Genomic DNA, 22,116 nt, shown 5'->3' with positions numbered 1-22,116 from the left:
TGCGCCTAGGGCAGCACCTGCCCCATGCCGATGAGCACCACCGCGAGCAGCGCGACCGCGGCGATCGCCCCGAAGCACACCGCCATGAGCCCGAGCCGCAGCCGCAACGGCCGCACGAGAAGGCGCACCTCGACCATCGCGAGGTAGAGCAGCACGATCACCGCGACCGCGACGAGCGGCGTCGCCCCACTGTCGACGTCGCGGAGCGCCAGCAGCAGCACCACCGAGATGGCGGCCATGACGCCGCCCACCACGAGCCACACGGTTCCCTGCGAGCGGGTGAGCGAGGGCTGGTTGACGACCCGGGTGGGGTCGTCGTCGGGGTCGGGCTCCTTCTGGCCATCCTGCATGATGCGGGCGAGTCTACGCCGTCACATTCCGTCACGCCTCGGCGGCGGCCGGCCGCCTTTCCTAGCGTTGAGGAAACCGATCCACGACTCGAGGGAGATCGCCATGTCACGACGCAAGCTGAAGCTGGGCGCGGTTCTCGTGGGTGTCGGCGACGGCAGCACTCCCGAACTCTGGCGGCACCCCGCCGTGCCGACCGACGCCTCGATCGACATCGACTGGTACGTCGAGCAGTCGAGGCAGGCCGAGCAGTCGGGCTTCGACTTCGTGTTCATCGTCGACAGCCAGTACGTGGAGCCGAACTTTCCGAACCACCACCTCAACCGTCTCGAACCGACGACGCTGCTGTCGGCGGTGGCCGTGCAGACCAGCCGCATCGGCCTCGTCGCCACCGTGAGCACCACCTACACCGAGCCGTTCGACGTCGCCCGCCGGGTCGGCTCCCTCGACCTCATCAGCCGGGGTCGCGCGGGCTGGAACATCGTCACCAGCCAAGACCCCGGCACGGCGGGCAACTTCGGCCGCGAGGCGCACGAGGACTACCCGACGCGCTACCGGCGGGCGCTCGAGAACGTCGAGACCGTCACCGCCCTCTGGGACTCCTACGAACCGGATGCGTTCAGCACCGACAAGACTGCCGAACGCTTCCTCGACCCGCAGAAGCAGCACCGCATCGATCACACGGGAGAGTTCTACTCGGTCACGGGCCCGCTCAACCTCATCGCCTCACGCCAGGGGCGTCCGGTGCTCGTGCAGGCCGGCACCTCGGAGGAGGGCCGCGACCTGAGTGCCCGGGTGGGCGAGATCATCTTCACCTTCGCGCCCGACCTCGAGTGGGGGGCCGAGTTCGCCCGCGACATCCGTTCGCGCCTCGAGGCGTACGGGCGGGAGGGTGACGAGGTGCTCGTCATCCCGGGCCTCACGATCGTCGTCGCCGACACCGACGACGAGGCCGCCGCACTGCACGCGGCACGCCGGGAGGCCGTGGCACTGCCGCCGCTGCTGTTCCAGCTGGGCAGGGTGTTCGGCGGGCACGACTTCACCGGCTACCCGCTCGACGCACCCTTTCCCGACGTCGACGCCCGCCGCGAGAGCGGGGCGCTCGGGGGAGCCGCGGCCGTCAAGGCGCGAGCGGTGGCCGAGGGCCTCACGCTGCGGCAGACGCTGCGCACCCTGCAGCGCGACCACTGGGCGACCTTCGTGGGCGCGCCCGAGACGGTCGCGCACGAGATCGAGCGCTGGTACGAGGCGGGCGCCGCCGACGGCTTCAACCTGTTCGTGCAGTACCCCGAAGACTTCGCGCGCTTCCGTGCCGAGGTGCTGCCGCTGCTCGTCGAGCGCGGTCTCGTGCGCGACGGATTCGCAGGCTACGAGGGCGACACCCTCCGGGCGAACCTCGAGCTCGAGGTGCCGGCGAACCGGCACGCGCGGCAGCGGGCCGAGGTCACGGCCTAGAGCGCGGCGCGCAGCGTTCGAAAGCGCAAACGTCGCGGCAACCGGCCCCGTAGGGGGCTCGGTTGCCGCGACGTTTGCGCTTTCGAACGTGGGCTACCCGTAGACGAGGGTGGGGGAGGCCTGCTGTACCAGGGGGAAGACCTGGGTGGCGATGCGCTCGAGCTCCTCGTGGAGGGGCGACGACTGGATGAGCAGCAGGGTGATGCCGGCCAGCTCGAACTCCAGGATGCGCTCGGCCACCTGCTCGGGCGTGCCGACGAGGTTCGGCCGGAGGCCCCTGGTGCCCACCGAGTACTCGCGCTTGGAGAGCTCGACGTCGAGCCGGGAGTTGGCGCGGAACTCCTCGAACGACGCGTAACCGGGGGAGGCCGGGTCGACCGTGGTGATGCGCTCGAGTTCGCGCTGCGCCTCGGCCTCGGTGTCGCGCACGATGACGTACGCGGCCATGCCGAACTCGCGGAACGGCTCACCCACGAGCCGCACCCTCCGGGCGTCGAGGTCGGCGACCTTCTCGCGCGCCTCGTCGACTGTGCCGCCGTGCAGCACGTAGGCGTCGGCGAACGAGGCGATCGCCTCGCGGCCCGACTCGCTCTCGCCGCCCGCGAAGACGACGGGAGCGCTCGCGGGCTTCGGCGACAGCACGGCCTGGTCGACGTCGTAGTAGCTGCCCGAGAACGAGAACGGCGTCTCGCGCCACAGCCCCCTCAGCACCTCGACGAACTCCCCCGCCTGCACGTACCGGTCGTCGTGCGGGGCGAAGGTGCCGCCGTACTGCTTGGCCTCCTCCGCCCACCAGGCGGCCACCAGGTTGAGCGCGAAGCGGTCGGTTCCGGATGCCGCGTACCCGATGTCGCTGATGGTGGCCGAGGTCTTGGCGACCACCGTGGGCAGGTGGAACCCGGGGCGCACCGCCGTCATGACGCGCAGCCGCTCGGTGACGGCGAGGATCGCCGACGACAGCGACCAGGCCTCGAGGCTCGGCGCCTCGACACCCTTCCGGTCGTTGAGGTAGAGCTCGGGCACGAGGGTGGTGTGGAAGCCGAGCCGGTCGGCCAGCGTCGAAACCTGCCTGATGTAGTCCCAGGTGGCGGGCATCCCCTCGTCGCCGACGTTGCGGAGGAAGCCGCCGTAGACGGGGGTCCAGTATCCGAAGTGCATGATTCTCCTGTGGGGTGACTAGAGCAGGCCGGCCGGCTCGAGCAGCCGGGTGAGGGAGCTGTCGAGGTCGGCGATGAGGTCTTCGACGTCTTCGAGACCGATCGAGACCCGCACGGTGCCGCGGGTGAAGCCGGCGCCCTCGAGGTCGTGGTCGGTGAGGTGGCTGTGCGTCGTGGTGGCGGGGTGGATGACGAGGCTCCGGGCGTCGCCGATGTTGGCGACCAGCTTGAACACCCGGAGGCTGTCGATGAACTCCTCCACCCGCTCGTCGCCCGACACGAGATCGAACGAGAACACGGAGCCCGCGCCGCGGGGGAGGTAGCGGCGAGCCGCCTCGTACCCCGGGTCGTCGGGGAGGCCCGGGTAGCGCACGAGCGACACGGCGGGGTGCGAGTCGAGGAAGGCGGCGACGGCGAGGGCGTTGGCCGAGTGCTTCGCCACCCGCAGGTCGAGGGTCTCGAGACCCTGGATGATCTGGAAGCTGTTGAAGGGGGAGAGCGCAGGGCCCAGGTCGTGCACGAGCTTGACCTTCGCGTAGACGAGGTACGCACTGCGCGCGCTGCCGAAGGCGTCCCAGAGCACCACGTCGCCGACCCGCTCGAACGGCTCGGTGAACTGCGGCCAGCGCGCGCGGTCGGCACCGAAGTCGAAGGTGCCGAGGTCGACGATGACGCCGGCGAGCGAGCTGCCGTGGCCGCCCAGGAACTTGGTGGCGGAGTACACCACGATGTCGGCGCCGAACTCCTTCGGGCGCTGCAGGTAGGGGGTGGCGACCGTGTTGTCGACGATGAGCGGCACTCCCGCGGCGTGCGCGATGTCGGCGACGGCCTGCACGTCGAGCACCGAGGCCGTGGGGTTGGTGATGGTCTCGGCGAAGAAGGCCCGGGTGGTGGGGCGGACCGCGGCCCGCCAGGCCTCGAGGTCGTTCTGGTCGACCAGGGTCACGTCGATGCCGAAGTCGGCGAAGGTGTCGGTGAGCAGGTCGAGGGTGCCCCCGTAGAGCTGGCGGGCGGCGACGATGTGCTCGCCCGTCTTCGCCAGCGCGAGCAGGGAGACGAGCACCGCCGACTGCCCCGAGGCGGTGGCGAGCGCCGCGACACCGCCGTCGAGTGCTGCAACCCGCTCCTCGAGCACCGTCTGGGTCGGGTTTCCGGTGCGACTGTAGAGGTTGCCCTTCCTCTCCAGCGCGAAGATGGCCCTGGCCGCGGCGAAGCTCTCGAACTCATAAGCCGCTGTCTGGTAGATCGGCACCACAGCAGGGTTCTGGGCGGTCGCCGTGGTGAAGCCGGCGCGGGTCTGGAGCGTCGAGAACCGGTCGCCGGTCACGCTGTCGTCTGTGGTCACCCCCCGAGTCTCACGGCGCGGTGTCGCACTCGGCAATCGTCTTACGATTTGTTTCAGAACAAACGAGGCCTGTGCGCCATACTGACCAAAACAAATGGATGTGCAGAACGACCAGCCGAGGAGCACCGTGAGTTCAGAAGTCTGGGCCGAGCCCACCGCCGCCCTCCGGGGATCGATCGTCGTGCTGGCCGGCAGGGGCGAGCAACAGGCGGTGTACCGCCGGTTCGCCGCCCGCCTTGCCTACGACGGCTACCGTGTCGCGGTGGTCGCCGACGCCGCCGCCGACCTCGACGGAACCGCCGCCGAGGTCGCGCGCCTCCTGCAGGATCGCACCGACGTGCCGCGGATCCTCGTGGGCTCGGACACCGGGGCCTCCGTCGCGGCGACCCTCCTCGCGCAGGGGCTCGCCTTCGCCGACGTCGCCGTGCTGGCCGGGCTGCCCGTCGCCGGGGCCACCGGCGAGCTGGACTGGAGCGCGGAGCTCGAGGCGCGCAGCGCCTGCCCCGTGCACCGCGGAGTGCTCGACGAGGCGGGCGCCCTCGACCACGGCTCCCTCTCGCGACGCGACCCGGTGCTCGACGCCGTCGACGCCGCCACCCTGGCCGGTGTTCTCGTGCCCGTGCTGACCCTGCACGGCACCGCCGACGTGATCAGCCCGGTCGAGGCGGCCGCAGCGGTCTACGACGCGGCCCCCGAGGTCGAGAGCTACCTCATCGAGGGCGGGCGGCACGACATCCTCAACGACGTCACGCACCGCTCGGTGGCGGCGACCGTCGTGCTCTTCCTCGAGCGCCTGCGCTCGCCGGGCCGCGAGCGGGTGGTGCTGCCCGCCCGCGAGGCGCTGCCGCTGGCTACGATGAAGGTCTGACGCCGTCGCCCGGCGGCGTGCGGATCGAAGGGCACCACCATCGTTCTCTCCCAGACCGGCCGCCGGGTGGTCGACTCGAGCTGGCTCGTGGAGCGCCTCGGCGATCGCACCGCCGCAGGAGTGGCCGCGGCGATCGAGTCGCTCATCGCCTCGGGCGAGCTCGAGCAGGGCTCACGCCTGCCGACCGTGCGCGAGTTCGCCGGGGTCGCCGACACCTCGATCGGCACCGTGCTGGCTGCCTGGAACCTGCTCCGCGAGCGCGGTCTCATCGAGACCCACCGCCGCGGCGGCACCACCGTGCTCGCCGCCGGCCCCGCGCCCGAAGCTCCGCCCTTCCCGGGCTGGGCCGCCGTCGATCTCGCCCAGAGCGCACCCGACATCACTCTTCAACCCGAGCTGGGGGAGGCGCTGCTGGCCTCCCTCGGCGACAAGGACCTCAACGTCTTCGGTCGCGACCACATGACCTCGAAGCTCCGCGACGCCGTCGCGCCGAGCTGGCCGTTCGCCCCGGGGGCCTGGACGACGGCGGGCGGCGGCACCGAGGCGCTGCTCCTCGCCACCGCCGCCGCAGCACCCCGCGGCAGTCTCGTCGCCGTCGACGAGCCGCTCAGCCCCGGCTTCCTCGACACGCTGCGCGACCTCGACCTCACCCCGGTCGCCGTGGCGGCCGACGAGGAGGGGCCGCTGCCGGAGGCGCTCGCCGCCGCCATCGCGGCGGGCGCCGTCGCCTTCGTCTTCCAGCCGGGCGCCCCCTTCGCCGACCGCTACGCGGTCACGGCCGGGCGTGCCGCCGAGCTCCCCTCCGTCATCGAGCGGAGTGCGGTCGGCACCCCGTTCTGGGTGGTCGAAGACGACTCGATCGGGCCGCTGGCCGGCTCCGAGCCGCCCTCCCTGGGTGCGGTTCTCCCCGAACGGGTCATCCGCATCCGCAGTTACTGCAAGGCCTTCGGCATCGACGTGCGCACCTCCGTGATCGGCGGCGCCCGCGAGCTCGTCGACCGCAGCATCCGTCTGCGCAGCTTCGGGGTGGGCTCGAACAGCCGCATCCTGCAGAACACGCTCGCGCACCTCGTGGAGTCGCCCGCAGCCGCGCGTTCGGTGGGTGTGGCTCGCGCCGCCTACGCCTCGCGCCGGGCGGCGCTGCTCGCCGCGCTGGAGCGGGAGGGCGCCGTCGCGCGCTCGGGGGAGCACTCGCTCGTGGTCTGGGTCGAGGTCGCCGACGAGGCGACGGCGGCGGTGGCCCTGGCGCGCGCGGGCATGTACGTGGGGCTCGGCTCGAAGTCGTTCGCGAGCGCCACGCCGGTTCCGCTCCTGCGCATCTCCGTCACGCAGCTTCCTGACGACGCCGAGCGCGTGGCCGAGCTCGCGCACGCGGTCGCCGCGGCGGCGCGTGGCGGCACGAGGGAGTTCTTCGACTGATCGCTTTGTAACGGTCTGTGACCGAAACAAAGTGCAACGTTCGGGATCTTTGTTCGTCAGCTCGCCAAGATCGAGGCATGAGCGAACAGAGCAACGGCCGTCAGATCATCTTCGGCGCCATCCTCACCGGGGCGGGCGGCCCCGGCCACGCCAACGCCTGGCGCGACCCGCAGGTGCAGGCCGACTCCTCGATCGACGTCGGCTGGTACATCGAGCAGGCCCGCCTCGCGGAGCAGGCGAAGCTCGACCTGGTGTTCATCGTCGACTCGCAGTTCATCACCCCCGACTCGCCGCCGCACTACCTCAACCGCCTCGAGCCGTTCACGGTGCTCTCGGCCCTCGCGGTCACCACGACGCACATCGGTCTCGTCGGCACCGTCACCACGAGCTACAACGACCCGTTCAACACCGCCCGCCGTTTCGCCTCGCTCGACCTCATCTCGGGTGGCCGCGCGGGCTGGAACGTCGTCACGAGCGGCGACGCGGGAACCGCGTCGAACTTCAGCCTCGACGAGCACTTCGACTACGACACCCGCTATGGCCGCGCCCTCGAGCACGTCGAGGTGGTGAAGGCCCTCTGGGACTCCTACGAAGACGACGCCTTCCCGCGCGACCGCGAGTCGGGGGTCTTCCTCGACCCGTCGAAGCTGCACGCACTGCACCACCGCGGCGAGCACTTCCAGGTGGCGGGCCCGCTCAACATCTCGCGCTCGCCGCAGGGCCAGCCGGTCATCTTCCAGGCCGGCGACTCCGAGCAGGGCCGCGACCTCGGCGCGCGCATCGGCGAGGGCATCTTCACCTTCGCCCCCACCCTCGAGGCGGGAAAGGCGTTCGCCGCCGACCTCAAGGCACGGGCGGCGGCGCTGGGCCGCGAGCCCTCCGGGGTGCTCATCCTGCCGGGTACGACGATCTTCGTCGGCGACACCGACGACCAGGCCCGCGAGATCGAACGCGCCACCCAGCTCGCCGACGGCGGCTTCGAGAAGGCGCTCGGCGAATTCGGGCGCTCCTTCGGCTGGCACGACTTCAGGCAGTACGACCTCGACGCTCCCTTCCCCGCCGGGGTGCTGCGCTTCGCGGAGCGGAGCTTCCGCACCCAGGCCGAGAAGATCGTCGCCTTCGCCGAGGCCGACGGTCTCACCCTCCGTCAGGTGGTCGAGGCGGTCGCGAGCCCGAAGCCGGGCCCCTTCACCGGCACGGCCGAGACGGTCGCCGACGCGCTGCAGCAGTGGTTCGAGGCGGGAGCCGTCGACGGCTTCAACCTGCACGTCGGCAGGCCTGACCAGTTCCGCCGGTTCGTCAACGAGGTGCTGCCGATCCTGCGCGCGCGCGGCCTGTTCCGCGAGGAGTACAGCGGAACGACCCTGCGCGAGAACCTCGGGCTCCCGTTCGTCGAGAACCGCCACACCGTCGCCCGCCGGCGCGCCGAGGAGAGCGAGCGCGCCGAGCTCGACGCCGAGCACGGCCTCGTGGCGAACGCCTGACCAGAGCGGCCTCGAGGCGACTCACCGCATCCGTCTTCTTCCCCCCTTCCGCCCTCACACAGCACCCCGGAGAACCATGACCACCTCACCCCCCAGACCCCTGTTCCGCGCGGCTCGGGCGGCAGCCGTCGTCGCCGCCGCAGCACTCCTGTTCACCGGATGCGCGGCCCCCGCCAACTCGACCGACGCGACCAGCACCGAACCGAGCGTTCTGCGCTGGGCGTTCAGCCTCCCCACCTCGTGGGACCCGGTGACCAGCCGCACCGGCAACGACATCAACACGATCAGCCTCGCCTACGCCTCGCTCACCCAGATCGACGCCGACGGGAAGGTGCTGCCGGCGCTGGCGGAGAGCTGGGACTACAACGACGAGGGCACAGCGGTGACCTTCCACCTGCGGCCCGACCTCGTCTTCAGCGACGGCACCCCGCTCGACGCCGAAGCCGTGAAGGAGTTCTTCGAGCGCGGCAAGACCCAGGAGGACTCCTTCCTGCGCGACCAGCTGGCGACCGTCGACACCGTGAGCGCCGACAGCGAGACCGACGTCACCCTGCACCTCACCGGCGTCGACTACCAGGTCCCGGCCCTCGTCGCCGGCCGCACGGGAGCCATCGCGAGCCCCACCGCCGCCGAGACCGACCCCGAGAAGCTCGCCGCCTGGCCGGTGGGTGCCGGCCCCTTCACGATCACCGAGTTCGTGCCGGAGTCGCACGCCACCTTCGAGAAGAACCCCGACTACTGGGATGCCGACGACATCCACATCGACCGCTTCGAGCTGACCGTCGCGCCCGACGCGGCGACCCTGGTGGCCGGCATCCAGTCGGGCTCCTTCGACGTGGCGACGCTCCCGGCCTCGAAGATCGAGGAGGCCGAGGCGGCGGGTCTCACCGTCACGGTGAAGCCGTCGCTCGCGGTGAGCGACGTCTCCATCAACGCCAACAAGGCCCCCTTCGACGACCCCAAGGTGGTCGAGGCGTTCCGCTACGCCTTCGACCGCCAGCAGTTCGTCGACGTCATCACCTCGGGCAAGGGGGAGACCACGCACCAGCCCTTCCCGAAGGGTAACCCCGCCTTCAACCCCGAGGTCGAGAAGCTCTGGGACTACGACCCCGAGAAGGCCAAGGCCCTGCTCAAGGAGGCGGGCTACGACGAGGGTGAGCTCTCGATCGAGATCACGGCCGCCTCGTTCAGCGAGCAAGGTGCCGAGATCGCCCAGGCGCAGCTCGCCGAGATCGGCGTCAACTCGACGATCTCCCTCGTGCCCCCGGGCTCGTCGACCTGGCAGAGCGAGGTGTACGTCGCCAAGAACCCGCAGCTGGCCATCGACGGCACCATCGGGCGCGAGACCCCCGTGCAGAACCTGCTCGCGGTCTACGGCCCCCAGGGCATCATGAACCTCTCGGGCCCGAACGCCTCCGACGAGTTCCTCGCCGCGCTGCAGAAGGTGCGCGAGACGCCGCTCGACGACGCCTCCTACTCCGAGGTGCTGCAGGCCGCCGTGAAGGCGGGTGTCGAGCAATCGCCCACCAACTACATCTACAGCTCGCCGTGGGTGATCGCGTCGAGCTCGTCGGTGAGCGAGCTCAACCTGCTGCCGTCGCAGTTCCGCTGGGAGGGCGTGACGGTGGGCCAGTAGGCCGCGGAACGCCCCCATCCATGTCGAGGAGAGGACCACGACCATGACCACCCAGCTCATCGCACCGCCGGGCGAGGCGCTGGCCGCGCCGCTCGCGCCGCGCGCCGCCGAACTCAGGCACCCGGTGCGGGGCGACGGATGGCGCCGCGTGCGCACCGTGCTCTGGTGGCTCGCGCGCACCCTGCTGGTCGTGGTGCCGGTCTTCCTCTTCTCGACCCTCATCACCTTCGCCCTGGGGGCGGCGAGCGGGCTCAACCCCGCCGCCGCCCTCGCGGGCGACAACGCCACCCCCGAGATGATCGCCCAGATCAACGCGCAGTACGGGCTCGACCAGCCGTTCTTCGCGCAGTACCTGCAGTGGATCGGCGGCGTGCTCACCGGCGACCTCGGCACCTCCTGGTTCAACAACACCCCGGTGGCCGAGCTGATCGGCCAGCGCCTGGCCATCAGCGCGTCGATCGCCGGCTTCGCCCTGGTGCTCGGCGTGGTGTTCGGCACCCTCCTCGGGCTCGTCGCCGCGGTGAACCAGGGTCGCTTCGTCGACCGGGCCGTCACCGCCGTCGCCTCGTTCATGTCGACGCTGCCGCCTTTCGTCGTGTCGATCGGCCTCATCGTCGTGCTGAGCATCTGGCTGCACCTGCTGCCCTCGGCCGGCTACGTGCCGCCGCAGCAGGACTTCTGGCGCTGGCTATCGCTCATCACCATGCCGGCCATCGCGCTGAGCCTCGACACGGTCGCCGAGCTCGCCAGGCAGCTGCGCACGGGCCTCGTCTCGACCCTGCACGAGAACTACATCACCGGGGCGGTGGTGCGCGGTCTCAGCCGGCGGCGGGTGCTGTTCGGGCATGCGCTGCGCAACGGTGCCGGGCCTGCCGTCGCCATCCTGGGCATGAAGGTCCCGACTCTCCTCGGCGGCGCGGTGGTGACCGAGACCATCTTCAGCATGCCGGGGTTCGGGATGCTGTCGGCCGACTCCGCACTCCGCGGCGACGTGCCCGTGGTGCAGGGCACGCTGGTCGTGGCCATCGTGCTGGTGCTGTTCTGCAACGTCGTCGTGAACGTCGTTCTGGGCAGTCTGCGACCCGCCTCCCGGCGGGGGAGGTGACGGCGATGCTCCGCTCCGCCCTCCGTCTCCCGAGTGCCAGGATCGCCGTCGGCATCCTCGTCGTCATCGCCGTGCTCGCGCTGTTCGGGCCCCTGCTCGCGCCGCTCGACCCGCTCGCGCAGAACTCGAAGGACATCCTCCAGGGCCCCACCGCCGAGCACTGGCTCGGCACCGACGGTCTCGGCCGCGACGTGTTCAGCCGCCTGCTCGCGGGCTCCACGGTCTCGGTGCTCGCCGCCCTGCAGTCGGTCGTCGTCGGCCTCGTGCTGGGCGCCCTGCCCGGCCTGCTGTCGGTCTACCTCGGGCGCGCCTTCGAGTGGGTGACCCTCCGCCTCATGGACAGCTTCATCACCCTCCCGTTCCTCGTCTTCGCGATCGCCATGACGGCGCTGCTCGGCAACGGCCTCACCCAAGCGATGATCGCCGTCGGCATCCTCATCGCCCCCGCCTTCTACCGCGTCACCCGGGCGGCTGCGCTCGCCGTGTCGCACTCGCCCTACGTCGAGGCGGCGCAGCTGCTCGGAGCCTCCACGACGTGGGTGGTGCGCAAGCACGTCTGGCGCAAGGTGTTCCCCGCGGTCGCCGTCACGACCGCGGGGATGACGGGCGCGAGCCTCGTCATCGTCGCGTCACTCACCTTCCTCGGCATCGGCATCGTGCCGCCGGAGCCGACCTGGGGCGGGCTCCTCGCCACCGACCTGGCGAACCTCTATCAGCGGCCGTTCGGCCCGGTGGTGCCCGCTCTCGTCATCATCGGCACGGTCTGGGCGCTGAACGCCCTCGCCGACGCCTTGAAAGACTCCACCGGCGCCGCGCAGCCGGTGTCGAAGAAGACCAGGAGGGAGCTCAGCCATGTCGCATGACGACCTGCTCCGTGTCGACGCCCTGCGCATCCGCACGGATGCGGGCACCGAGCTGGTGCACGGCGTCTCGTTCTCGGTGCCGCGAGGTGGCACGCTCGGCATCGTCGGCGAGTCGGGCAGCGGCAAGTCATTGACCTGCCGTGCCGTGCTCGGCATCCTTCCGCCTGGCCTCAGCACCACGACGGGCTCGATCGTGTTCGACGGCCAGGAGGTGTCGCGCCTCGGCTACCGGGAGTGGCAGTCGCTGCGCGGCTCGCGCATCTCGGCCGTGTTCCAAGACCCCGCCTCCTACCTCAACCCCTCGCTCACCGTCGGCCGGCAGCTCGCCGAGGTGCTGCGGGTGAAGACAGGTCTCGGCCGGCGCGCGGCGCACCAGCGGGCGGTCGAGCTGTTCGCCGGCATGGGGCTGCGCGAACCCGCCCACGTCTACCACCAGTACCCGTTCGAGCTCTCGGGCGGCATGCTGCAGCGCGTGCTCATCGCCATCGCGCTCGCCGCCGAGCCGGAGCTGCTCATCGCCGACGAGGCGACCACCGCCCTCGACGTCACCGTGCAGGCCGAGGTGCTCGACCTGCTCGACGACCTCAGGCGCGAGCGCTCGCTCACGCTCGTGCTGGTGTCGCACGACCTCGCCGTCGTGGCGCAGGTGTGCGACCACGTCGTGGTGATGAGGGACGGCGAGATCGTCGAGGCCGGGGCCACCGAGCAGGTGCTGCGCGCGCCCGCCCACGACTACACGAGGTCGCTCCTCGAGCATCACGCCGCCTACGGCATCGAACGGTTCCTCGAGGAGGGAGAACGCCATGTCCGAGCGTGATCGGGCGGGAGCCCTGCTGTCGGTCGACGCCGTCGACGTCTCGTACGGCCGCGGCCGGGCGGAGCGACGGGTGCTGAAGGGCGTGTCGCTCGAGGTCGCACCCGGCGAGGCCGTCGGGCTCATCGGCGAGACGGGCTCGGGCAAGACGACGCTCGCGCGCACGGTGCTGGGGCTCACCCGCCTCACCTCGGGCTCGGTGCGCTTCGACGGGGCGACGATCTCCGGCCTGCGAGGCCGGGCGCTGCGCGAGGTGCGCCGGTCGGGGGCCCTGCAGTACGTCTTCCAAGACCCGCTGCTCAGCCTCGACCCCGACCTCACGGTGCGCGCCTCGATCGCCGAGGGGCTCCTGCTCCGCGGCGGCCTCGGTCGCGACGCCGTCGACGCCGCTGTGGCCCGCGCGCTCGCGGCGGTGGGCCTCGACCGGGCACTCCTCGAGAGACTCCCCGCGCAGCTGTCGGGGGGACAGCGTCAGCGGGTGGTGATCGCCCGCGCCCTCGCGGTGGAGCCGCGCCTGCTGCTGCTCGACGAGCCGGTGAGTGCCCTGGATGCCGCCAACCGCATCCAGGTGCTCGACCTGCTCCGCCGGCTCGGCCGGGAGAACGGCATCGCCCAGCTCTTCATCTCGCACGACCTGGGCTCGGTGGCCGGCGTCGCCGACCGCATCGCCGTGCTCTACCACGGCGAGATCGTCGAGACCGGTGCCACCCGCGAGGTGATCGCCCGCCCGCAGCACCCGTACACCCGGCTGCTCATCGGCTCCGCGACCACGCTCAGCGGCGGCGGCGTCGACCGGGAGACCAGGGGACGCCTGCGGAGGGAACTGGCGGCTCACTCCGCCCTCGGCTCTTGATCTGATACCCCCCTCTCGGGGTACTCTTCTGCAAACGTTCACGCGATCAGGGGAGACACACGTGACAAGACGCCATCGCAGGCTCACCGCATTCGGAGTGGGAGCGGGGGTGGTGGTGGCGGGTGTCGCGGGCGGCGGTGCCGCCTGGGCCGTCGAGCCCGACGACCTCGAGAGCAGGGTCACCGTCGCCGGGGTGATGGGTCACCTCGAGGCGCTCCAGCAGATCGCCGACGACAACGACGGCAACCGCGCCATCGGCACCTCGGGCTACGAGGCCAGCGGCCAGTACATCGAGCAGGTGCTCAGCGCGGCGGGCTACACGCCCGAGCGTCAGGAGTTCCAGGCCACGACGCAGTCGATCGACGCCTTCTCGATCACGCTGCTCGGCACCACGACCGACCTCGACGACATCGAGGGGCCCGACGCCACGCGGTTGCCCATGGAGGGCACGACCGCGACGCCCGCCGAGGGGCTGACGGGTCTCGAGCTCATCGCGCCGCCGACGGCCACCGGATGCGACGCTTCCGAGTGGGGCGACGTCGACGCGACGGGCAAGGTCGCTGTCGTCTCGCGCGGAATCTGCTCCTTCGCCGAGAAGTCGATCGCCGCGGGCGCCGCGGGTGCTGAGGCCGTACTGGTGTACAACAACGAGCCGGGCGCCCTGGCGGGAACACTCGGCGAGCAGCAGCCCGACTTCGTGCCCTCGGTGGGCCTCACCCAGGAGGAGGGCGCCGAGGTCGTCGCCGCGCTCGCCGAGGGGCCGGTGACCGTCGACCTGCAGCTCCAGGAGACCACCACGATCGTCGACACCTTCAACATCGTCGCCCAGACGCCGACGGGCCGCACCGACAACGTGGTGATGCTCGGTGCCCACCTCGACTCGGTGCCGGAGGGCCCCGGCATCAACGACAACGGCAGCGGGTCTGCCGCCATCCTCGAGACCGCGGTGCAGCTCGCCGCCTCGGGCGAGCTGGAGAACGCGGTGCGCTTCGCCTGGTGGGGAGCCGAGGAGGTGGGGCTCGTCGGCTCCACCTACTACGTCGACCAGCTCGCGCTCGCCGACGAGGAGCTTCCCGAGGGCGAGGGCGAGCTCGACAAGATCGCGACGTACCTCAACTTCGACATGGTGGCCTCGCCGAACTATGTCATCAGCGTCTACGACGCCGATCAGTCGAGCTTCGAGGCGCCGGTCGAGGTGCCCGAGGGCTCCATCGCCACCGAGAAGTTCTTCACCGACCACTTCGACGCCGAGGGCCAGCCGTGGATCGACACGGCCTTCGACGGCCGCAGCGACTACGAGGCGTTCATCCTCAACGACATTCCCGCCTCGGGTCTGTTCACGGGCGCCGACGACGTGAAGACCGCAGAGCAGGTCGAGCTGTTCGGGGGCACCGAGGGCATCACCCACGACCCGAACTACCACTCGGCCGCCGACGACATCTCGAACGTCAACCAGGAGGCGCTCGGCATCATGCTCGGGGCCATCTCCTCGGTGACCGCCGAGCTCGCGAACGACACCTCGGCCATCAACGGGGTGGCTCCGCTGCCGGGCCCCGAGCCCACCGAGACTCCCGCGCCGACCCCCGCACCCACCTCGACGCCGGTACCCGGCGGCTCGGGCGGCGGCTCGGGCGGCGGCGAGCTCGCGGCGACGGGAGCGGACGCGGCGGCCTTCGGTGCCGTCGTGCCCGGTGCCCTGCTGCTGGTGGTCGCCGGCGCCGTGCTCGTGGCGGTGCGACGGAAGAGTCACTCGACGCGGTAGTCGCGCCACCTGCTAGGTGGAAAGTACTCAGGAGAACCGGTGGCCGCGTGCGCCTAACGTGACGGGATGTCATCTCGCATCACCTCCCGCACGGGCCTCGCGCTCGCGGCCACCCTCCTCTCCTCGGCCCTCGCCGCCGCCCCGGGTCTCGTCCCGGCGGCCACCGCGGCGGTGCCCGGCCCCGCCCAGACGGTCAATGTCATGGCCCCGCTGTGGATCGACGACTGGGCGGGCGACGGTCCGCGCTGGCGCGCCTTCACCTCCTCGCTCACGGTGGCGGCGAGCCAGGGGGTCGACGCGGTCGCCGTCGACGTCTGGTGGGGCAAGGCAGAGCCGGCCAGGGGCTCCTTCGACTGGGGCTACTACGACAAGCTGTTCGCCGCGGTGACGGATGCGGGGCTCGACCTGGTGCCGTTGATGTCGTTCCACCAGTGCGGTGGCAACGTCGGCGACGACTGCGACATCCCGGTGCCCTCCTGGGTATGGGAGCCCTATCAGCTCTGCGGCATCGCCGGCTGCTCGAGCGCGCCGGTCGACGACTACTTCGTCAGCGAGTACGGCAACATCAGCAAGGAAGCACCTGCCCCGTGGGGTGTAGGGGCCGATCGCACGCTCGCCGACATGCGCGAGTTCATGAACGCCTTCGAAGATCACTTCACCTCGGCCGGTCACGACTACACCGGGCGGGTGCAGGAGATCTCGGTGAGCACGGGCCCCGCGGGTGAGTTGCGGTACCCCTCGTACAACTCCCACGACGCCAAAGTCGCGGGAGACCCGGCAGGCTACCCCAACCGCGGCACCTTCCAGAGCTACACCGACTCCGCGGTGCGGTCGTTCGCCGACTGGGCGGTGGCCCGTTACGGGTCGGTCGCGGGTGTCGCGACGGCCTGGAGCATCCCGGGTCTGACGTACTCCGCCATCACGCCGCCGACCGACCACGACCGTTTCATCACCTCGGGGTCGTACCACTCGCTCCGCTACGGGCGCGACTTCACCCGCTGGTACCACGAGAGCCTCCTGCGGCACGGCAGCGAGGTGATGGCCGAGGCGGCACGGGCCTTCGACGGCGGCTTCGGCACGGTGCCGCTCGGCATCAAGATCCCCGGAGTGCACTGGCAGACCATGTCGACGAGCCCGATCCGCCGGGCTCCCGAGATCGCGGCGGGGCTCGTGCACACCGACCAGGACTACAACGGCTCGGCCACCGACTTCGGCTACGAACCGCTCCTCGCCGGGGTGAAGAGCATCGCTGCCAGCTCGGGCCCGCACCCGGTGGTGCTGCACTTCACCGCTCTCGAGATGCCCGACGGCCGGGAGTGGGACGGCGGGGCCCACGCCTACTCCGACGCGGCGTCGCTCGTGCGCTGGGTCGGCGCCGCAGCGAACAAAGCCGGGGTAACGCTGAAGGGTGAGAACGCGCTGGCGGGCAACCTCGGAGCCAGCGGCACACCCAGCTGGGTGGGCTGGTCGCACATCCGAGACGCATTCTCCGGCACGCCCTCCGCCTACTCCGGGCTCACCGTGCTCCGCATCGGCGAGGTGACGGGCTCACCGGCCTCGACGGGCAGGGTGGAGTTCGAGCGCTTCCTGCGCGACTTCCACTGAGCCGCGGCGAGCTGTCGGCGGCGGCCCGCTCAGAAGTGGGTGAGGCCGCTGCCGATGACGACGGTGCCGAGCACGAGCAGCACGATGGTGGTGACCGTCGCGCTGTTGCGGGTGATCCACACGCGCGTCTCCTCGAGCGGCTTCGCCGTGCGGGCGGGGTCGGCGAGGGCGAAGATGATCGGGGCGGCGAGGGTCGAGATGCCGAGCACGACGAAGATGACGACGGCCACCACGGTCTCGGCGAACGACGCGTCTCCGGTCGCGATGGCGACGCCCGCGGCGATGGTGAGCAGCAGGTTCTTCGGCCGCAGCATGAGCACGAAGCCCACGCCGAGAGAGGGCAGCGGCCCGAGCCTCGTGAGTCTCGTCATCCACGCCGGGGTCGTGGCCGGCACCTCGTCGTCGAAGAGCTCGAGGCCGTCGGTCGACGACCGCGCCTTGCGCCGGGAGCGCACCAGACGGATGACCGCCATCACGATGAGGCCGGCGCCGACCACCCACTCGATCACCGCGATGAGGGGACTGTGATCCGACCCGGGCACGGGTGGGATGAGCGAGGCGATCGCCGTGAACAGACCGGTGAGTCCGGCGAGGCCGACGACGGCCCCGATGAGGTAGGCAAGGCCCGACCATCGACCGCGCGGCGAGAGCAGGATGAGCACCATCACCACGATGGGCACCGAACTGAGCGCCACCCCGAGCGCGAGAGGCAGGATGTGCCCGATGATCCCCGCCATGCCGCAAGTCTACGAGGCAGCACGAGGCATCCGGCCGCCGACTCCTGCCCCTATTCTGGGGAAGTGACGCGCCACCTCTCGGAGCACCTCCACACCGCGGCGCTGCTCGGCCGTTTCGTGCGGGCGCGCTGGGGCCGCCGCTTCCGGTCGCGTGCCGCCATCGAACGCCACCAGGCGCGCCGCCTCGCCGCACTGCTGAGGCGCGCGGCCCGCTCGCCCTTCTACGCGTCGCGGGTCGCTCCAGGTGGTCGCCGCCGTCTCGACGACTTCCCGGTCGTCGACAAGCAGACTGTGCTCGCCCACTTCGACGAGCTGAACATCCGGGGCGTCCGTCTCGCCGAGGCGCTGGGCGTCGCGCTCGAGGCCGAGCGCAGCCGCGACTTCGCGCCGGTCGTCGCCGGCGACCTCACCGTGGGGCTGTCGAGCGGCACCTCGGGCCGGCGGGGCGTGTTCCTCGTGAGCCCGCGCGAACGCATGCTCTGGGCCGGAACCGTGCTCGGCCGCCTCCTCGACACCACCGCACTGGGCCGGATCGCCCGCTTCTGGGAGCCGCCGCTGCGCATCGGCTTCTTCCTGAGGGCGGGCGGGCACCTGTACGAATCGGTGTCGAGCTCGCGGGTGCGCTTCACCTTCTTCGACCTCACCGAACCCCTCGACACGCACCGCACCGAGCTCGCCCGCGCCGAGGCCGCGGGCGAAGCCCCCGAGCTCCTCGTGGCCCCCGCGTCGGTGCTCGACGCCCTGGCCCGAGACGCGCTGCGCGGCGCCTCCGGGTTCCGGCCGCTGCAGGTGGTGTCGGTCGCCGAGGTGCTCGAGCCCGATCTCGCCGAGCGCATCGTCGCGGCCTGGGGCCGGCCCGTGCGGCAGGTGTACCAGGCGACGGAGGGACTGCTCGGAGTCAGCTGCCACGCGGGGGCGCTCCACCTCAACGAGGAGTCGGTCGTCGTCGAGCGCGAGTGGCTCGATGCGGCCCGCACCCGCTTCGTGCCCGTGCTGAGCGACGTGGAGCGTCGCACGCAGCTGGTGCTGCGCTACCGCCTCGACGACGTGCTGCGCGTCGACCCGCAGGCTCCCGAGCGCTGCGCCTGCGGCCGCGTGACCACGGTGGTCGCCGAAGTCGAGGGCCGCGCCGACGCCGTGCTCGAGCTCCCGTCGACCGACGGGCGCCGTCTCGTCGAGCTGTTCCCCGACACGGTGCGGCAGGCCTTCGCCTCCGTGCTGACGCCGCAGGACGGCGAGCCCTTCACCGACTGGACGCTGCGCCAGCGCGGCCTCGATCTCCACTTCTCGCTGCGCGACGCGGCCCCGGGGGCCGCCGAGGCCGCGACCTCGTCGATCGAGCACCTGCTCGAGACTCACGGATGCTCGGCCAGGGTGATCGAGGAACCCTGGGTCGCGCGCGACCCCGCCACGAAGCTGCGGCGCATCGCGCGGGAGCACGCCGTATGACCGCCCCGACCCCCGCGGCGGCGACACCGGCGCCGGCCCCTACCCGGGTGCTCGTGACCGGTGCCTCGGGCTTCGTCGGCGGTGCCCTCCTCGAGCGCCTGCGCCACGACCCCTCCTTCGCCGTGCGGGGCACCGGCCGCCGCCGCCTCGACGACGAGCTCTACCGCTCCGTCGACCTCACTTCGTCCACTGCGGCGGAGGAGCTCGCCGCCCTGGCGCCGTTCGAGCCCGACGTGATCGTGCACGCGGCGGCGCGCAGCGCCCCGTGGGGCACCGCAGCCGAGTTCACCGCCGAGAACGTCGAGGCCACCCGGGCGGTCGTGCGCTATGCCGTGGGTCTCGACCAGGCGCCGCGCCTGGTGTTCGTGTCGACCGCATCCGTTCTCTACGAGGCCCGCGACCAGCTCCTGCTGCGCGACGACGCGCCCCTGCCCGCCCGTTTCGTGAACCGCTATGCGGCCACCAAGGCGGAGGCCGAGGAGGTGGTGCGCGGCTACCGCGGCGAGTGGGTGGTGCTGCGCCCGCGCGCGGTGTTCGGCCCGGGCGACACCACGCTCTACCCGCGCCTGGCCGCCCTGGCCGAGCGCGGGAGGCTGCCACGGTTCGGGGAGCCGCACGATCGCCCGGTGCTGAGCGACCTGGTGTACATCGACACGCTGGTGGAGTACCTCGTCCGGGCGCTCACCGCCGACGGCGTACCCGGGCGCACACTCGCCGTCACCAACGCGCAGCCGGTGCCGCTGCAGGCGACGCTGGCGCGCATCCTCACCGGCGCCGGGCTGCCGGCACCCACGCGCATCGTGTCGCGACGGGTCGCGCTCGCCGCGGCGACGGCGGTCGAGACGGCGTGGCGGGTGCTGCGGCGTCGCGGGGAGCCGCCGATCACGAGATACTCGATCATCGTGTCAGCCTTCAGCAAGACCTTCGACGTGAGCCCGTGCCTCGCGCTGCTCGGCCCGCCCGCCGTGACGCTCGACGAGGGGATCGAGCGCTTCGTCGCCTCGCTGCGGGAGGCGGGGGAGTGACGGCACGGATGCGTGCCCGCGTCGCCGCCGTCGCCACCTACCTCCCCGAGGAGCGCCGTTCGGCTGCCGAGACCGAGGAGCGGCTGCGGCAGGAGAACCCCGAGCTGGCCCTCCCGGCCGGCCTCGTGAGACGCCTCACCGGGGTGGAGGCGGTGCACCTGCGCCCCGAGGGCTGGCAGACCTCCGACCTGGCCGTGGCGGCGGCCCGCACGGCGCTCGCCGAGTCACCCGGGCCGGTCGACCTGCTGCTGTTCGCCTCCGCCAGCCAAGACCTCATCGAGCCCGCCACCAGCCACATCGTCTCGGCCAAGCTCGGGCTCGACTGCCCGGTGATGGACGTCAAGAACGCCTGCAACAGCGTCATCAACGCCCTCGAGGTCGCCGAGGCGCTCATCGCGGGCGGCCGCTACCGGCGGGTGCTGGTGGCCAGCGGCGAGCAGCCCTCCCACGCGGTGCGCTGGCGCCTCCGCGACAAGGAGCAGTTCCTGCGCAGCTTCGCGGGGTACACGATGAGCGACGGGGGTGCCGCCGTAGTGCTCGAGGCGGCGCCAGCCGAGGTGGAGCAGGGCATCCTCGGCAGCAGGTTCGTCGCCCACTCGGAGCACTGGCCGGTCGGCACCCTCCCCACCGGCGGATCGGTGAACCCGCACGCCGAGGGCGGCAGCTACTTCGACATGGACGGCGCCGCCCTGCAGCGCGCCTTCGCCGAGCTCGGCGTCGGGCTCGTCGAGGAGGCGCTCGCCGAGGTGGGGCACACCGTCGACGAGCTCGACTTCGTCGCGGTGCACCAGGTGGCGGCGGCCTATCACGACACCATCGTCGCGGCGCTCGGGCTCGATCCGCGTCGCTCGCTGCTCACCGTCGCCGAGCACGGCAACCTCGCCTCCGTGACCCTGCCGCTGCAGCTCGAACGGGCGAGGGAGCAGGGGCTCGTGGGGCCGGGGAGCCTCGTGGCGCTGGTCGGTCTGGCCGGCGGCATCTCGCTGGGTGTGATGGTGGTGCGGCTGTGACCCTCGTGGGTGCGCGGCCCGTCGCACCCGAGCGGCGGTGGGAGGAGCGGGTGCAGCGCACCGCGCATCCGCTCGTCTACCCGCTGCTCAGCCGGGTGCGGAGGCCCGTGCTGCGCGTGCCGCGCATCGGCGTCGTCGTCTCCGATGCCGCCGTGCTGCGCTCGGTGCTGCTCGACCAGGAGCGCTTCACCAAGACCGGCCCCGGCTCGCCCGCCGATCTCTGGACGCCCGTGCTCGGGCCCTCGGTGCTGCTCAACATGGAGGGCGCCGACCACCACGCCCTGCGCCGGCGGCTCGCACCGCTGTTCGCCCCCGGGTACGTCGCCGAGCTCACGCGGGAGACCGTGGGTGCCTCGGCCGAGCGACTCACCGAGCGGCTCGACCGGGGCGAACGGGTCGACCTGGTGGCCGAGGTGCGCGAGTACGCGGGGAGGGTGATCAGCCGGCTGGTCGGGCTCGACGAGGAGGTGCTGGGCGAGGAGCTGTTCGCCCGGGTCTCGGGCGTCACCGGGCTCGTGCGGCTCTCCCGCCCGCGGTTCAGCGACCGGCAGGCCGCCGCGGCCCGCGCGGTGCTCGACGACCTCACCCGGCACGCCCGCCGCGCCTACCGCGAGGGCGGCGGCGACACGGTGCCGGGGCGGATGCGCGAACTCGGCCTCGGCGAAGACGAGGCGATGGGGGCCGTCGGAGCCTTCGTGCTCACCGGCACGGAGACCCTCGTGTCGTACCTGCCGCGCCTGGTCGCCGTGCTCGCCGACACCGGCTGGCTGCACCGGCTCGCCCACGACCGAGCCCTCGTCGACGCCGCGGTCGCCGAGGGACTCCGTGTCACGACCCCCTCCCCGGTGATGCTGCGCAGCGTCGTCGCCGAGGCGACGCTCGCGGGAGTGCGGGTGCGACCGGGAGACCGCCTGGTGCTGGCGACCTTCCTGGCCGACCGCGCATCCGGGGCCTTCGACCCCGTGGCGAACCCGGCGGCCTCGCTCAAGCAGCTGTGGTTCGGCGCCGGCGCGCACTTCTGCCTCGGCGCGCCGCTCGCCATGGCCCAGATCGGGCTCGTGCTCGACGCCGTGCTCGCGGCGGAGCGGGCCGGCCCGCTCGAGATCGTGCACCGGCGGGCACAGCGCCGCACGCTCATCCCGGGCTACGGCTCCCTCGTGCTCGCACGCCGGTAGAGTCTG

At 71.8% G+C, this 22,116-nt stretch carries 19 protein-coding genes; 15 read left to right on the top strand and 4 right to left on the bottom strand.

Translation table 11 applies throughout. From position 1 onward, the window contains the following. Positions 1–5: 5 nt before the first annotated feature. Positions 6–350: a hypothetical protein gene (locus HL652_RS09855; protein WP_171705167.1), complete on the bottom strand. Its 345-nt coding sequence runs from the start codon at positions 348–350 to the stop codon at positions 6–8. A 103-nt stretch (positions 351–453) separates the two neighbouring features. Between HL652_RS09855 and HL652_RS09850 the strand changes: the two genes are divergently transcribed. After that, positions 454–1,803, top strand: a complete 1,350-nt coding sequence (locus HL652_RS09850) for an NtaA/DmoA family FMN-dependent monooxygenase (RefSeq protein ID WP_171705166.1) — start codon at positions 454–456, stop codon at positions 1,801–1,803. 93 nt (positions 1,804–1,896) lie between these two features. On the opposite strand, the gene HL652_RS09845 is transcribed toward HL652_RS09850, so the two are convergent. Then, the gene (locus HL652_RS09845; RefSeq protein WP_171705165.1) at positions 1,897–2,961 is read right to left on the bottom strand and encodes an LLM class flavin-dependent oxidoreductase; all 1,065 of its coding nucleotides are present in this window, start codon (positions 2,959–2,961) and stop codon (positions 1,897–1,899) included. Positions 2,962–2,979: 18 nt separating this feature from the next. Then, the gene (locus tag HL652_RS09840; RefSeq protein WP_253743761.1) at positions 2,980–4,305 is read right to left on the bottom strand and encodes an O-acetylhomoserine aminocarboxypropyltransferase/cysteine synthase family protein; all 1,326 of its coding nucleotides are present in this window, start codon (positions 4,303–4,305) and stop codon (positions 2,980–2,982) included. Between the two features lie 127 nt (positions 4,306–4,432). Here HL652_RS09840 and HL652_RS09835 point away from each other — a divergent pair, with 127 nt between their 5' ends. From HL652_RS09835 to HL652_RS09790, 10 genes are all read left to right on the top strand, one after another. Then, positions 4,433–5,173: an alpha/beta hydrolase gene (locus HL652_RS09835; RefSeq protein WP_216604059.1), complete on the top strand. Its 741-nt coding sequence runs from the start codon at positions 4,433–4,435 to the stop codon at positions 5,171–5,173. A gap of 66 nt (positions 5,174–5,239) precedes the next feature. Continuing rightward, positions 5,240–6,592: an aminotransferase class I/II-fold pyridoxal phosphate-dependent enzyme gene (locus HL652_RS09830; RefSeq protein ID WP_171705163.1), complete on the top strand. Its 1,353-nt coding sequence runs from the start codon at positions 5,240–5,242 to the stop codon at positions 6,590–6,592. A 77-nt stretch (positions 6,593–6,669) separates the two neighbouring features. Then, positions 6,670–8,076 carry an LLM class flavin-dependent oxidoreductase gene (locus HL652_RS09825; protein WP_171705162.1) on the top strand — a complete coding sequence of 469 codons (1,407 nt, stop codon included), beginning with the start codon at positions 6,670–6,672 and terminating at the stop codon, positions 8,074–8,076. Positions 8,077–8,152: 76 nt separating this feature from the next. Further along, a complete protein-coding gene (locus HL652_RS09820; RefSeq protein WP_171705161.1) occupies positions 8,153–9,712 on the top strand; it encodes an ABC transporter substrate-binding protein in 1,560 nt (519 codons plus the stop codon). A 43-nt stretch (positions 9,713–9,755) separates the two neighbouring features. Further along, positions 9,756–10,817: an ABC transporter permease gene (locus HL652_RS09815; protein WP_171705160.1), complete on the top strand. Its 1,062-nt coding sequence runs from the start codon at positions 9,756–9,758 to the stop codon at positions 10,815–10,817. Positions 10,818–10,822: 5 nt separating this feature from the next. Continuing rightward, complete coding sequence (locus HL652_RS09810; RefSeq protein WP_171705159.1) at positions 10,823–11,680, top strand: ABC transporter permease; 858 nt, start codon at positions 10,823–10,825, stop codon at positions 11,678–11,680. Continuing rightward, a complete protein-coding gene (locus tag HL652_RS09805) occupies positions 11,670–12,497 on the top strand; it encodes an ABC transporter ATP-binding protein (protein ID WP_171705158.1) in 828 nt (275 codons plus the stop codon). The genes HL652_RS09810 and HL652_RS09805 overlap by 11 nt, the downstream gene beginning before the upstream one ends. Beyond that, positions 12,484–13,347, top strand: a complete 864-nt coding sequence (locus tag HL652_RS09800) for an ABC transporter ATP-binding protein (protein WP_171705157.1) — start codon at positions 12,484–12,486, stop codon at positions 13,345–13,347. The genes HL652_RS09805 and HL652_RS09800 overlap by 14 nt, the downstream gene beginning before the upstream one ends. A gap of 61 nt (positions 13,348–13,408) precedes the next feature. Next, a complete protein-coding gene (locus HL652_RS09795; RefSeq protein WP_253743759.1) occupies positions 13,409–15,109 on the top strand; it encodes a M28 family peptidase in 1,701 nt (566 codons plus the stop codon). Between the two features lie 66 nt (positions 15,110–15,175). Further along, positions 15,176–16,714 carry a family 14 glycosylhydrolase gene (locus HL652_RS09790; RefSeq protein ID WP_171705156.1) on the top strand — a complete coding sequence of 513 codons (1,539 nt, stop codon included), beginning with the start codon at positions 15,176–15,178 and terminating at the stop codon, positions 16,712–16,714. Positions 16,715–16,743: 29 nt separating this feature from the next. Here the strand turns inward: HL652_RS09790 and HL652_RS09785 are convergent, their stop codons facing one another. Then, positions 16,744–17,451, bottom strand: coding sequence for a GAP family protein (locus tag HL652_RS09785; RefSeq protein WP_171705155.1), 708 nt, complete (start codon positions 17,449–17,451; stop codon positions 16,744–16,746). 63 nt (positions 17,452–17,514) lie between these two features. On the opposite strand from HL652_RS09785, the gene HL652_RS09780 reads away from it, so the two are divergent. From HL652_RS09780 to HL652_RS09765, 4 genes are read left to right on the top strand one after another with little or no spacing between them, the layout of a single operon-like run. Continuing rightward, complete coding sequence (locus tag HL652_RS09780; protein ID WP_171705154.1) at positions 17,515–18,900, top strand: F390 synthetase-related protein; 1,386 nt, start codon at positions 17,515–17,517, stop codon at positions 18,898–18,900. Next, entirely contained in the window at positions 18,897–19,925 is a 1,029-nt protein-coding gene (locus HL652_RS09775) for an NAD-dependent epimerase/dehydratase family protein (RefSeq protein WP_171705153.1), read from the top strand. The genes HL652_RS09780 and HL652_RS09775 overlap by 4 nt, the downstream gene beginning before the upstream one ends. After that, the gene (locus tag HL652_RS09770) at positions 19,922–20,935 is read left to right on the top strand and encodes a 3-oxoacyl-ACP synthase III family protein (protein WP_253743757.1); all 1,014 of its coding nucleotides are present in this window, start codon (positions 19,922–19,924) and stop codon (positions 20,933–20,935) included. The genes HL652_RS09775 and HL652_RS09770 overlap by 4 nt, the downstream gene beginning before the upstream one ends. Further along, entirely contained in the window at positions 20,932–22,110 is a 1,179-nt protein-coding gene (locus tag HL652_RS09765) for a cytochrome P450 (protein ID WP_253743755.1), read from the top strand. Before HL652_RS09770 ends, HL652_RS09765 begins: the two co-directional genes overlap by 4 nt. Positions 22,111–22,116 lie beyond the last annotated feature (6 nt).

Origin of the sequence: Herbiconiux sp. SALV-R1 (genome assembly GCF_013113715.1) — a bacterium.
Taxonomy (GTDB): Bacteria; Actinomycetota; Actinomycetes; order Actinomycetales; family Microbacteriaceae; genus Herbiconiux.
This window is presented reverse-complemented; position numbering and strand designations above follow the sequence as displayed.